A 13,846-nucleotide genomic window follows, 5' to 3' on the forward strand; every position below is an offset into this window, starting at 1 on the left:
AATATTTTGGTGAAAAAATGTGTGAAAAGAGATGATAATAAAATATCGATGATTAAATTTTTATTTCTCGACTTTTTTCCATTCCTTCACTTTCACGTTTCCTGGGATTTTTATTTCAAGACTGCCATTAAACTTACTATCTATACGTTCCAGAATCCCTTTTGCACCTAAAGACTGTAATTGAACTGGTTTTATGCCAGATTGTTTTAATAATAATGATTTTAAGTCAGATAGTTTCCCTTTTACAGCAGGGGCTTGGGAAAGATTTTTTTCGTGAAGCAAATCAGGAGAAGCAAAGAACTCAGTTTCATCTAACCCAAGTTCTTTAAGTTCAGCAGGGTTTTCTATATCAATTTCTGCAAAGTGAGTCGTATTAGACAGGAATTTTCTATCAGATACTTCTCCATCTATTGCTAACAAGAAGAAAGTAAATGCCGTATTTCCTAGACGGTTCCAATCATCTTCATTAGTGTTGCTTCCTTGAGTACGCTTTAATGTTTTTATTCCTTCATTTACCAAATTAAAGTTTGATCCAATCTCATTAAATGTAGGTTTTTCCTGCCCATTTCCAGAAGTATAATGCCTCAGCGTGAATTTCTTATCTTTTACTTTATCTAAATGACTTTCGGGTGCTTTTTCAGAGGAGAATGCTATTCCATTATTGGTGATTTCATTCATTATTTCAAATGGTAATTCTCTATCGGAAGGAGAAAATCTATCTTTATACCGATGGAAAATATCTTCAGCTTTGATTTTCTCATTCGGACTTTTGCGAGTGTTCGGTGTTACTGAGCTTTCTTTTTTCATCACCAAATCTGGTGTATGCGCCTGTGCTTTACTTTTATTGCCACCATTATTTACTTCGGTTTCCAGTTTTTTGGTGTGCTGTTGATTTGGGGTGGCTTGTGCATTTAAATCTTTTCTATCTCTTCTATTTTTAGATGTATCAAGTTCAAGGTGTTCAGTTTGGTGCTCAGCTTGTTTACTGCTATTTGATCTTGCAGGAGCACCAATAGCTTGAGCTGCTTGAGGGCTAATTTCGAATTTTTTTTTAAGGTCATTTATTGGCATGATATTACCACCTATGGATTGGATTGGATTGATTGAATAGTAAATAATATATGGATTAAATTAGTGTTTCACTGTTTTAGTTTTATTAACACTAACACGGTAACACGGGAAAATAAAATAAAAATATTAAAAATAATTAATTTTAATAAATAATTATTTATTAGGTGAATGATTGTTTGTTATTTTAGTATAAAAATTAATTTTAAATCCCAATTAACTTATCCGCATTTTCTTTAGAAACAACAATGCCGACACCATTTATCTTAACAATAGCCTCTTGACTGCTTTTCCATTTGGTAAGTGTATCTTTTATTTGTGGTAAATAAGTTACGCTAGTAATACCCGAAACTTTAACAATAACATTTTGATTTTCCAGGTTTTGATTGTTTTCTGTATCAGGTTCAATTGTCAGATTCACTTTAGCAAGGGCAAGACGCACATCTTCTGTATCGCCTAATTCCACGCATAATTTATCTATACCCGTTATCCTTCAAGTTGCCTCTTTGTTGGCTGCACTCGTTCACCCCGGTCACATAGTTATCTATGCTCCCGGGGATTCACTCCCTTGCCGTCGCGATGCATCTTGAAATCCATAGGGTATATTAAAGCTTGGTTTATTTGTGAATTATCCAGACTGGGTTTTTGATCCACAGAAGCGGATATTTTACTGACTGGGATTACATTGTCTTCAATATTTTTCAGTTTCATAGGTACAGTAATGGAATAAAGTAAAGAGAGGCGAGGGCGATTACCAAGAGCCTGCCAAAAATTACCTAAGCTATTTAAATTTTCCTGTTGGGGAATAACCCGGGTATAAGCACCGGGAATACCGGTTAATTGGCGATTGTTAATCAATGCTCTTAAAACACGCGTCATGACTTGTGCCGCCTGATTATCTGGCTGGCTGTCCGGGCTGGCGCTGTCGTTCGATGGTTTATTCGGCTCCCAGTAAGTCATTAAATAATTGCAGTTAATATTTACCCATCCCGGTAATAATGTATTGGTTGCCGGATTATAACGTCTTGATTCGGCAGAGCGTAATTGTAGATCTTCATGTATTTCATAAAGAAATACACTGACTGTCGGTTCTGATTGAATGGAATTAATTTCGGGTAGATCAAAACGAATATCAATGTTTTGACCGGGAATGTCTAAATATTTAATTAGAATATCATTTAATGCTTGATTAATCTCAATAATCGCATTGTCAGAAGCAATTATAGTTGTCATATTGACTCCAATTCTACTTAATTTTTAAAATACCAAGCGGCCAGTTTTATTTAATTCAAGTATCACGGCACGTTCTATATATTTATTTTCAATCTGTCCAATATTGTCATTTGCTGCCAATATGGATGATAATAAGGCGATATTTCTGATATTCGCTCCGGTTAAATCAGATCTTTTAGCCAGATGTTCAAAATCAATTTCATCGGATAATGTCAGTTGTTCAGGCCAAATTTTTTGCCACATTTTCTTACGTAATGCTTCATCGGGATAAGTAAAACGGGTAATAAAGGTAAAGCGGCGATTAAACGCGCTGTCCAAATGGCTGCGGTTATTGGTGGCTAAAATCACTAACCCCGGATAATTCTCTAGACGTTGTAATAAATAAGAAACTTCAATATTAGCATGTCTGTCTTGAGCGTCTTTGGTTTCACTGCGTTTACCAAATAAAGCATCCGCTTCATCGAAAAACAGCACCCCGGAATCCGCTTCGGCCAGATCGAAAATACGAGAGATATTTTTTTCCGTTTCACCAATATATTTATTTACCACGGTAGAGAGATCCACTTTAATCAAATCAACCCCAAGATAACCAGCAATGACCTCAGCAGCCATCGTTTTGCCGGTACCTGATTCACCGTAAAATAATGCACTAATACCGGTACCGTAACTGATTTTTTCCTGAAATCCTGCGCTTAGAATCTGGTCACGGTAATGAATGGCAGCGATAATTTCTTTTAACTGTTGCGCTAATGTTTCTGAAACCACTAAATCATTGAAACTGAGTTTTGGGGTTATGCGTTGGGCTAATTTACCGAAATTCTGTTGGGCGCGAAAACTTAATGCCTTACGCAGGTCTATTTCTTTTATTTGATCTTCTGGTTGTCGAATTATTTGATATTGATGAGCTTCTGCAAGAATGAGCGGTAATGTTTCCGCGGTAAAGGAAAAGCGCTGACAGAGCTGAGTAATATTGATTTCCTGAGCGACATTCTCCGGTAAATTTGCTTTCAGTATTGTTTTTCTCTCTGCTAAAGTCATTACTGGCATGTCAATTTGCACCATTGGTAGATGTTTAAGCCAAGCTAATCCATTTCCCGATTCTACCAGGCAAACCACGCGTAATTTTGGCTGATTCAGTAAAATAGATAATTCGTGGTGTAATATTTTCTTTTCCGCTGCAAGCAAAGAGAATTTGCGGATTAATAAACAGGCATCATGTAACCGAGTTTCCCGTATTACATCCGCTAATAAGCTGGATATTTTGACACTGTTTTCTTCATCGGGCAGGCAGGCTAAATCAAGGATTAAGGTATGAATACCATGATATGCCATAATATTACTGACCGCTAATTCTCTGGCGCTGCCTTCTTTTCCTCTGAGTATGACCAATGGACGTATTTTATCGGTTTCATTCAATAATATCTTTTCCAGTGAATGATAAAGAGTTTGTGGATACCAATTATGTGAGGCGGGAGTATGCCAATTAGCATAGCTTATCAAAGGTGGTAAAAGTGTTCGTTGTCCCGATAAAAAATGCCAGATAGCGTTATGAGTTAAGAATTGTGTTTGTAGCCAAATAACTTCTTCGTGATTATTAAGCCGTAATAGTTGGTTATTGATTAACGGTGTTTGCGGTAAAAAGCTGTTTTGTAGTAATTGCCAGTCATTTTGGTGTTGGCTAAATAACTCAATCGCCAATGCGAAATTGGGCCACTGTTTTTTACTATTGCCATTTAGCGCGGCAAATAACGCATGATACCGACTGTCAAAATGGGGTAATAAACCTAATAATAAAACATCACGCTCAAATTCAGTCAGTTCAAAACGTTCGACCAACAATGATAATGCATCAAGGGAAGGGTTTTCCTTAATTTCTGGATAACAAATAGGATTATTGACTTTAGTTAACCAATGAGGAACTCCTTGCGGTGATATTAAACATTGTTCGACTTCATCTTCGGTCAATAAAAAACTTTCCGGTAATGAATCGTACTGGTCGCTCTTTTTATAATAGTATTGCTGTAATAGTAGATCGATACGTTCCAAATGGGGATAAATCCAGTGTGATTCAGCCACAATACAGGGGGTATTTGTCAGTAGGTAGTCCATATAAACCTTCTAAATGTTTTGCCAGTCAATATTTAAAGGGCAATCCAGCCAGGGAAGTTTGGCGATATTTAATGGCCACGGCCAATCGGCTAACAGAATATCAAACGGTTGATGTTGTACCGTGATTTTGATTTCCTTTTCGTCTATTAGTAACTGACCGGGCCGTTGTAAAAACAGTTGCCGCGCGTCATTGTGGGTTAATTTTTTCCAGCCGGGAAGTTGGCTGATAACGGCATCTAGCCATTGATCTATGATCAATTGTTTTTCTGGTTCAGTGGGGGCTAATTCAATCACTTCGTCAGCCATTAATCCACACAGAACGTTATTCAATATATTTTGTTTTATCTGTACTTCTTTATCTCCCAAAATCAGATAATTAAGTAAATTAACCGCATTAAATTGGGCTTGATGATGAATAAATCGTTGTTCTTCAAGTAAGCCAAGTTGATTAAATAATGCGGGTAGCATCGGCCATAAAACCAATATCCCCGCATTATTTACCTGATAGGGAAGAGTTTGTTCGGATAATAAAACCGATTTATCGCGTGCTTTATTGGTAGTCTGTAATGGGTTAGAGTTATTTCCTGTAATATGTAGGTTATTCGATGCTGAAAATATTTTCTGGTTCTCTGATATTGTCTCCTGATTTATTGAATATTTATATCTATGAACATTTTTAATATCAACATGAGTTACGGCTAATTTCTTGCTAGATTTATCTTTATCTGCATGGTCTGAAATAAAATGCTCAGATAAATATTGATATTCTTTAGCTGATAGATATTTTTTACTAAATTTTGCAACAGTAATAGTTTGCCAGATCTGTTTTAACCAATTATTTAATGGAATATTGTCAGTAATAATCTGGCGAAATAACGTAATAATAGATGTTGCATTAAGTGTACCGTTATCTAATTCAGAGGTGATATGTGATAGCACTTTCGCATCCAGTTTAGGTATCTCCTGTGTATTATTTAGCTGTATATATTGCAACGCATTGAGTATCAGTTGTCCGGGGGAGACAGGCTCCCCCAAATATTGTGATCTGTTTACTCCTTCGGATAGTCTGTTGTTAATAGCGCTTAATAAGGCGGGTTGCTTGAGCGCTAATAACCGTTGCAGACTTGGTTCAGATAAACAGCTTTTTGCTAAAAACAAAGTCCATTTATCTTCTATTCCAGCTAATTGATTAATTAATTGTTGAATATTGATATCAATATTTTTATGATTATTTTTAATCTCTACTAAATTGAATGCGGAGTTTTTTTGATTTAAATAATGAATGAAAACTTCAATATTAATTGAGTTATTGACATATAATAAATAAGGTTTGTTGGTTATTTCTTGTGATTGTGATTGTGATTGTGATTGTGATTGTGATTTTATTAGGGATATTTTTCTCTCCTGATTATTAATTTGATATTGGTTTAATGCTTTATTTAGTGCAATATTAAGTCTTACAGGGAATAGTGAATTGAAATTATGTAAATTTATTTCACCAAGATCCAGAGTTAATGTTTCTAAATAGATATCCTGATTAATGGGATATTGAGTAAAGAATGTATTAAATAAATTTTTTATATTGGTTTGATTAAACAGGGAGCCATGTAATACTTTTTTAGCCACCTGTGAATTATTAGCTTCAATAGTAATGGTAATCCGGGTTAACAGATTTGGCTCCGAAGTCATATTAGTATATCCTTTGTGATTAATAGATAATTAAAACTTTAATTGATTAGTAAATTTCAAGTTTTCATGATGAAAGCAAGTATATAATAAGGAGTTGTTATTTGGTTCTTGTGGAAATGATTGCCTGTGTTTGTTAAATTAATATCATGATCGTGTGTTTCAGGACTGTTTTGGCCGATCGTTCCATTAGAGGAGAGTATTCCTGATGAATAATAGAGATATCTCTCGCTGGTATTCTTTGATGAGGCTACAGCTCTATCTGTTTTGCCGATCTGAGTAGCGCCATATTGAGCCATGATATTTGTATCAATATTTATTCCACTAAGATGGCTATGATTAGGTATTTGTCCAATAGATAATGATCTCTCACTTGTTTTACCATTGATATTTAATGTAGCTTCATTAGAGTTAAAATTAAATGATTTGCTGTCTTTAGGACCTGAAACGGTAGTACTGCTCTTTCCATCAATACCAGAAAAATTTCCTCCTAAAATAAATCGGTCAATTAAATTTGGTGTGCCATTATTACCATCACATAATGTCCAGCCTGTAGGAACACTTTTACCAGAAAACATTACAATCATTCCTCTAGGGAGTACTGTGTTAGGATCAATACTGACGCCGCTTGAATTAACCGTGATACCATTCCCAGCTTTAACTTTTACACCTCCGGCAACTATTTCAATACCGTCATGACTATTGATTGTAAGCTTATTGTCATTATCTTTATCAAGTTGTAACCCTTTGCCATAATTTACTGATAATCCGTTATTATCAGCTAATAGGCTTTTATCCTTGATTTTTACACTGACACCATCTTTATCCGCTTGTAAACCGCCGCTAATGTTAACCTTTACTGCTAATCCACTATCATTATTCAGCACTAAGCCTGAATTTGGATTATCGATTTGATTGGGTGCTTTACCAACTGCCTGGCGACCGATATCAGCAATATTAATCAGGTCTGAATAATCAGTTTGTAGGGGGATACTGCCTTCTTTAAAGCGATTTTTTAATGCATCTACTGAAGGTCCTATTGATTCAGGATTGGTGTTTTCTATATTGGATAGATTATATTCTTTTTCCATTTTAATTACCTTGTATATAATATTGATTGATTTTTTTCAAATATCATTTAAATACTGCCATATCACAAAATGGCAATCAGAGAGGATATTTTATTTAACAATGAAATTGATGACTATTTTTGTGGTGCTATATAATCTTAGGTTAGATTTTTGGAACATATAATAACTGATTGTCTTTTATTACCTTTTCATTCCATTCGGTACCTGACTCACCAATTACCTCTATTCTTTGCTGTTCGGTGGCAATTCGCATATTACCCGTACCGGTTGCCGCTGAAGGTAAACGCCCTAACGTTAAGGTTTCTAAAATATTATAGGCTTCATCACCCAGAGGCGCGCCATTGTTTTGCCAACGCTTATAAGTATCAGCAAAATTATTGAATTGTTCCGGTGATAGCCAATGGAAAATCATGGAAAGATGTGCCGGGAATTCAGCTAAGATCTCCACTTTTACCCACGCCTCCAGTTTATAAGGGTCGATCTTATCATTCTCAATAAGCTGACGATTAATCACTACACTGACTATAAATGAAAAGCGGTCAGCCAATGCGTATTTTTCATTGGAAAAGTACCAACGATAACGCCATGCGTCTTCTGATTTTGGGAAATCATATTGTTGCCCTGATATTTTTTTAATTAATATCCAGCCCTTAATTCGGTCGAATTGGACTACGCGTGCTTTAAGCTGATAATCGGTGGGAGAATTACTATTAGCCAATATTTTTGTGGATGACTCATCGGGTGAAATAATATATTTCAGCGTAATTTCGTCATTCACATCGATCATGGCGGGAAAGGGGCTTTGGGTGCTAGAGGTGATCCAGCGTTCATCTCTTGCGCCAGTTTGATATGTGTCACTGGCATAAACCAGTTGATAATCCATATCTTCCATCCATACTGGGCTATTGCGCCAGCGTAAATTACCTTGCTCAAATGCTTGTTCTACTCGATTTAGATTGCGCTCTAAATCAGTGCTATTGAGAGTGTCAAGCGAGAAGGTATCTCCCGTAATATCGGTAATCATTTGGCCTCGTAGTGTAAATTCTCTGTCACCCTCAATAATAATCAAGTTAATGACCTGACCATGCAATAGCTGGCCCGTTGTCCCATTTTGGGTAATGATTAATTGTTGGTTTTTAGAATTGGGTACGCTTTTTATTTCCAGCTTATCGGGCTTCTGTTCACTATCGAATTTATTGTCAGGTTTGACCGGTAATAGCTGACGATGTTCAATTAGATAGAAAGGTAGATTAGCCAAGTTGGGTTTTTCTTTGAAACATTCTCCTCCCAGACCAATACGGGCGGCAATCCGTTTTTGTAGTGCTGACACTTGATCAATACGGATATTATTACGTTGATAGGTTAATTCGGGTTGCTGTGCTAAATAACCACGTTGAGTAGAGAGAAAATCCAGAAAGTCTATGGTAAGTGGCCTGGCTGCGCGATGGGTACCAAAATACTCCAGCAAATAATTCAGGATTAACAATTCTTTTGCATAGTTTTGCCAATGCATACCGTCATCATTATTGATTTGGGCATCATTATTTAGCTGTTTGATTAAATTAGGCATGATTTGCTGGTGGACTTTATAACCAACAGTATTGTCTTTAAAAGGCCATTGTGCGCCATATACCGCATTTCCCCGTTGTTTAAAGGCTAACAGTTTCGGCAAGATGGCAAGTTCAGCGCAGCCATTAGCTAGCATTTGTTCAAAAGGCAGCATAAATTGATGCAAGTGGATTTGTTGTTGGGTCTCAGCGTAGGTTTGTAATCCATAGCAAGCCGGCAATTTATTGCTGACCGGATAGTAGTTCAGGATCTTACGATGTTTTCCCCAGTTTAATAACTCTGGCTGTGTTTCAATTAATGGCGCTTTAATGATCTTATTTTCTATATCTTGCTTAGAAATGGAGACTTTTATTCCACCTTTGGCAGTAATAATGAGCGGGCTTGTTGGTGAAGTTATTAAGCTTAATGGATCATTACCCCATAATCTGGGGTAATAGCCCTGAGCGATTGTCCAAGACCAATTGTCATTTGACAGCGGGGAAATGTTTTTATCGTGGTTATCTAATGCTAACCGGGTAATATTTTGTATCCCTGGGATAGCCAATAAGCGATTAACTAAGTGACTGAGTTTTAATTCTGTAGCCGTGGTGTAATCTTTGGCCGTGGGCAATTCAGGTATCCAGCCGTGATGTAAATAGGGTCCGGCAAATATTTCTTCATTACTGTAACCTGATTCTTTCATGGCTTGGGTGGTATAACGTAATGGTTTTGCTAATACCGTCTGTTCTGTTGTCATATAGACTTTAGCAAAGATGTCAGCGGTATCTTTAACATCATCATTCAGTTCAATATCAAGCTGTAATAAGAAATCCGTCGGTTGTAGCCAGATAATTTTACTGACAGATTCCCCCAGGTTACGGTTGTTTTTTAAGAAAGCGGCCAGATTTTGTTGAGCCAGTGTATTGTCAGTCTGAGTTTCCCGGTTCGGGAGTAAATAAAGCCAGTAGTTTCCTCTTAGTGTCAACTGTTGACTGTCTGGAGTTTGAGTGAAACTGTATTCACGTTTTTCTTTGTTATACCAGTATTCATAGCGTTGATTCTCAGGTTCACGAACTAGCTGTACATCGTTAAAGAAAAAATAACCTTCACTTTTGTTGTTAATATTATCGCTGCTATGCAAATCCAATAAGGCCCGGCGATAATCTTCCGCAGTAATTGGGCCGCAGGTCAGCATTTGTTGTGGGCCGAATTCCTGTGGAAAAATGCCGTCGCCCGGTGTCTGTTCTTGCTGTTCAGGGGTAAGGAGATCGATGAGAGGCAGCGAAAGGCGATAGGCCAAATCAGACGCGCCATAACAACAGGCTTCTAATAAAGTTATACCGGGATCGCTTTCACCTGTATTGCTCCAAAGTTGGCCGGATTGTTGCTCAATCACTGTCTTAGCTTGAGTGAGTAAAGTATCAAAGGCAATATTGTCTTTAACGATGGAAAACAGGGCGTCTTGATTACTCATGGTCAGCTCCTCTATTTGATGGATTCTTTTTTGACCAAACTAAAATCAGCACTTCATTATCACCAGCTTCTACACTGTCACCCACTGCTTCTGTGGTTTGGGTGGATTTTTTCAACGTTAAGCTGGTGACTCGTTCAACTAGAGACGACTGTTGAATCGTGGCTAATAACGGGTAGTAATCAAGGCGATTACTGGTGGTTACACTAATTGCAGCGTCTTCTGCCCACGGCATATATTTCCGGCTGAGTTCTTGCTGTAACTGATGATGACCAAAATCGGGATTAATCCCCGCAGCAAACACCAGTTCATAACTGATCAGCACGTTAGTGTAGCTGGGATTGTCAATTTTAAGCGTGGTCCAGGGACTGCTTAACTGGCTTAACCATTTGGCCATTTCTGTCAGCCGGGCAGCGTTGAGCATTGGGCGCAGCGCATCATCGTTATCTTTGTAACGGCTGTTAGGGATCACAATCAGTTGTTGTTCTTTCGGTGCCGGGATTCTAGTTAATTTATTGGCGTCGGGATATTTGACATCAAATATGCTGATGAAATGCTCTTTCAGTAGCGTGACAATGTTATCCCAACTTAAAGCACGGTTACGATGGGACAACCGAGGTGGAATTCGCGCGAGAAACGCGGGTTCTGTTTCTTTCGGACGACCGTTCCAGGATGCCCAGGGTTGCGTCACATGACTGATGGCGTCGGACGCGCTGACGGTCTGTTTAATGCTGTCGGCGGCCAATCCATTGATAAAATGATCATTTTCAACAGTTTCTGCGTTGATTAGTGTGGCAGTGGTGGCGTTATACAGTATGCCTTGCATTTTTGGGTAATTCTCAGGGGCGGTCTGCTGAATTATCTCCGCTTTCAGCCAATATCGCCCTATCGGCATCAAGGCTGCCTGATTTGATGCGTCCTGTGGCAACAGCGTACTCCATGTCCCCCGGTCAAACAGGTTGTGAGTTTGATCGTGAACCAGTTGGTTTAATGGTTGCCAGGTGTTTTGTTGATTCAGATAAGACCAGAATAGCGCAAGTTCTTGAATACCGACCAATTGCCAGTATAGGGATAAGGTTTGTCCCGGTGACACATTGGTGAAGCCTAAATAGAGTGCGTCATTAGCGAATGAAGGCGTTTCAGCGTTCGTATTTCCCCAACCAAAAGGGGTGAGAGGATACACGGCATATTGTTCAGCTTTCATTGTGGCGTTAAATGTAACTTGTAATGCACTGATTTGCGGAGTGTAGGGTAAATTTTTACCGGTCGGATCTTGCCGGTATTGCGCATGCATAAAATCCTGCCCTGCCAATTCTATGCGTACTGACGCGGGCCAGTCATTGGGGGATGGACTGTCTGCAACAGGGTAGTTCATTGCCGGTAAAGTAAATGTCAGGCTTTGTCCTTGTGGTGCATCGGTTCCGCCAAATAATGACTGGAGGCCATCAATGGTCTTTTTTTCCTGAGGTGTGACTAAATAACCCTGTACTTTAAATACGCTGTTATCGGGTTCAGGGGTGTACCCTTTATACCACGCTTTAAAACTCTTTGTCGGCAAGCCAACCCATTGTGGAGTCAAGGTAAGCGTCGCGTTTTCAGAACCATACCATTCAGGGGCGACCAGATTAAAACCGGAACCCAACGATGGCAATTGGCCGAAGGGAAAACTGGTTTTATCTGTTTGTTCAGTTCCGTCATCAGAGGCATAGCGCACACTGCGGTTGCCGTTAACATTGATTTTAATACCGATAATTTTGGATAAAGTGGGTTGTTGAATGGTGCCTAATTTTAATACCGGTACGTCGAATGTCATGCCGTCAAGGTTATCTGGCGGGCTGATAGGATCATCAGTGGAGAGTAAACCCAGTTTGATATTCTTTTTGTCGATAAGATTTACCGACAACGATAACCAGTGATCTTTGGCGCTGATTTTAGCGGTGATATTTTTAGCTTTACCCTGCCAATCATTTTCCAGCGTTAATGTAATATGACGTTCTCCTGCGGGCATAGCAAACAAAGAGGAGGTAATCAGATAACCGGATAGCACCGGGGTATCGTTGGCTGTTGGGCTAAAAAGCTGGATGCCGTTTTTCGGTAATTTAATGTTATCTGAGAGGCTAAGTGGTATTGCCGATTGCCAACCATCGTTATTTTTTCGATACCAACGCAAGTCGGTTAATGCTCCCTGATTCGCCAGTAAATCCGTGTTTGATGCATAGTGTAACGGATTACCGGCGCTATCTTGCCCGGCATCAAATAGCGTGCCTTGTGCGACCAGAAATTCCGTGTTATTCGTATTCAGGGTAATGCCGATAGCAACGCTATCCGCCTGAGCGTTTTTGGGGTTCAGTCCTAATAATTCCCGGTAATAAAGATTACGGTGTCGTGCCGGGAGGGTATTAAATAATACCTTGGGTGTTTCTAACAGTTTTAAAAAAGCCAATACAAAAGCTTGATGTGCCGGTAAAAGACCATTCGCTTGATTAACATTCTGGTAAAGATCCGCTAATTGCTTAGTGCTATTTTCCTGCGTAAAGTAGAAACTGTCCCAGAACTGTTTTTTCTCTTGATCGAAAGGAATAATTGCGGCGTACTCTTTGAGCCAGTTTAAAATATCCAGTGCACTTCTTTCATCAAGTTTAAATGCATTATCCGGCACGATAGCAGAGAGCTTATTATATAACTCGGCTTGTCCCATATTTATTACCACCTGTGGTTTGAATATAGTTTTTCAGGAGATCGTTATTATTTAAAAATAAGGTTAAAGGCGTTATTTATCCGGCGTTGACGATATATTGACTGGCAATAAAATAGCCTTTTCCCATACTAGGTGTGGTGACATCCGGGCCACTCGATGGGTTATTCGCCGGTTGTGTCGGAGTGAAACGGGCGGTAAATTGCTGACCGACAATAATCACCGCGGCCGGGCTGTGACAAAAATTTGCCTGTTGGCTGGCATCTAACTGGGCAATGGTGACTATGCCTGTACCGGGCGTTGGGTAATCGGGAGTAATATACTGCGCTTGGAGCTTTACCTCTTTTTCATCGCCCACAATGGCAATTTTTTTGTTCTGGATTTGTGCATGCCCGCTGCCCTGGATAGTTGCCGGCTCCAAGATTGTCACCTGTCGGTTGCCGAAAAACTGTTCAAATAGTAGAGTGTCGCCATCCACCACCAGTTGTTTGCTCATAGGTTCACCTGTACCCGGCCTTCATTCACTTCAAGGACGCCTTCAAGCTGTTGGTTGATATCGCTACCTCTCAGGGCGTAAGTCACCTGGACATGTAAGGTATTTAGCAAGTCTGTTCTCTGATCGACCTGAATCACCGTGATTTCCGCGCGCGGTTCATAGCGCAGTACGCGCTCTTCAATCCGGGTTTTAATTTCAGCTATCAATTCATCATTGATATTAGCAAATAGATAATCATTTAGACCGCACCCATAATCTTCACGCATAATCCGTTCGCCTGGCTCGGTGAGAAAAAGAATTTTCATGCTTTGGCGAACATTTTCTGCACCTTCTGCCATTGTTACGCCGGTTTGTATTTTGGGATGAGAATTATCTTTGACAAAAAATTGCGGCGGAAATGTCCAGCCCCGACCATAAATATCGGCTAATATTTTATTTGTCATTTGGTT

At 39.0% G+C, this 13,846-nt stretch carries 8 protein-coding genes and 1 pseudogene; all 9 read right to left on the reverse strand.

The window, feature by feature from the left end:
* Window positions 1–60: 60 nt before the first annotated feature.
* Window positions 61–1,071 carry a hypothetical protein gene (locus tag PluTT01m_RS08700; protein WP_011145958.1) on the reverse strand — a complete coding sequence of 337 codons (1,011 nt, stop codon included), beginning with the start codon at window positions 1,069–1,071 and terminating at the stop codon, window positions 61–63.
* A gap of 330 nt (window positions 1,072–1,401) precedes the next feature.
* Window positions 1,402–2,301: pseudogene (locus tag PluTT01m_RS08710) on the reverse strand (hypothetical protein); the annotation flags it as partial.
* A gap of 24 nt (window positions 2,302–2,325) precedes the next feature.
* Window positions 2,326–4,410 (reverse strand): ATP-binding protein, encoded by a 2,085-nt coding sequence (locus PluTT01m_RS08715; RefSeq protein WP_011145959.1) that lies wholly within the window; start codon window positions 4,408–4,410, stop codon window positions 2,326–2,328.
* A 9-nt stretch (window positions 4,411–4,419) separates the two neighbouring features.
* Window positions 4,420–6,099, reverse strand: a complete 1,680-nt coding sequence (locus tag PluTT01m_RS08720; protein ID WP_011145960.1) for a contractile injection system tape measure protein — start codon at window positions 6,097–6,099, stop codon at window positions 4,420–4,422.
* Between the two features lie 56 nt (window positions 6,100–6,155).
* A complete protein-coding gene (locus tag PluTT01m_RS08725; protein WP_011145961.1) occupies window positions 6,156–7,187 on the reverse strand; it encodes a tail fiber protein in 1,032 nt (343 codons plus the stop codon).
* 142 nt (window positions 7,188–7,329) lie between these two features.
* On the reverse strand, window positions 7,330–10,209 hold the full coding sequence (locus PluTT01m_RS08730) for a baseplate wedge protein (protein ID WP_011145962.1): 2,880 nt from the start codon (window positions 10,207–10,209) through the stop codon (window positions 7,330–7,332).
* Window positions 10,202–12,904, reverse strand: coding sequence for a baseplate J/gp47 family protein (locus PluTT01m_RS08735; protein WP_011145963.1), 2,703 nt, complete (start codon window positions 12,902–12,904; stop codon window positions 10,202–10,204). The genes PluTT01m_RS08730 and PluTT01m_RS08735 overlap by 8 nt, the downstream gene beginning before the upstream one ends.
* Window positions 12,905–12,980: 76 nt before the next feature.
* Window positions 12,981–13,397: a hypothetical protein gene (locus PluTT01m_RS08740; RefSeq protein ID WP_011145964.1), complete on the reverse strand. Its 417-nt coding sequence runs from the start codon at window positions 13,395–13,397 to the stop codon at window positions 12,981–12,983.
* Window positions 13,394–13,840, reverse strand: coding sequence for a GPW/gp25 family protein (locus tag PluTT01m_RS08745; protein WP_011145965.1), 447 nt, complete (start codon window positions 13,838–13,840; stop codon window positions 13,394–13,396). The genes PluTT01m_RS08740 and PluTT01m_RS08745 overlap by 4 nt, the downstream gene beginning before the upstream one ends.
* Window positions 13,841–13,846 lie beyond the last annotated feature (6 nt).

The organism is Photorhabdus laumondii subsp. laumondii, assembly GCF_003343245.1.
GTDB lineage: Bacteria > Pseudomonadota > Gammaproteobacteria > Enterobacterales > Enterobacteriaceae > Photorhabdus > Photorhabdus laumondii.

Excerpts from the sequence above, each read along its gene's own strand:
- PluTT01m_RS08700 (WP_011145958.1), bottom strand. The coding sequence starts at position 1,071 with ATGCCAATAAATGACCTTAAAAAAAAATTCGAAATTAGCCCTCAAGCA.
- PluTT01m_RS08715 (WP_011145959.1), bottom strand. The coding sequence starts at position 4,410 with ATGGACTACCTACTGACAAATACCCCCTGTATTGTGGCTGAATCACAC.
- PluTT01m_RS08720 (WP_011145960.1), bottom strand. The coding sequence starts at position 6,099 with ATGACTTCGGAGCCAAATCTGTTAACCCGGATTACCATTACTATTGAA.
- PluTT01m_RS08725 (WP_011145961.1), bottom strand. The coding sequence starts at position 7,187 with ATGGAAAAAGAATATAATCTATCCAATATAGAAAACACCAATCCTGAA.
- PluTT01m_RS08730 (WP_011145962.1), bottom strand. The coding sequence starts at position 10,209 with ATGAGTAATCAAGACGCCCTGTTTTCCATCGTTAAAGACAATATTGCC.
- PluTT01m_RS08735 (WP_011145963.1), bottom strand. The coding sequence starts at position 12,904 with ATGGGACAAGCCGAGTTATATAATAAGCTCTCTGCTATCGTGCCGGAT.
- PluTT01m_RS08740 (WP_011145964.1), bottom strand. The coding sequence starts at position 13,397 with ATGAGCAAACAACTGGTGGTGGATGGCGACACTCTACTATTTGAACAG.
- PluTT01m_RS08745 (WP_011145965.1), bottom strand. The coding sequence starts at position 13,840 with ATGACAAATAAAATATTAGCCGATATTTATGGTCGGGGCTGGACATTT.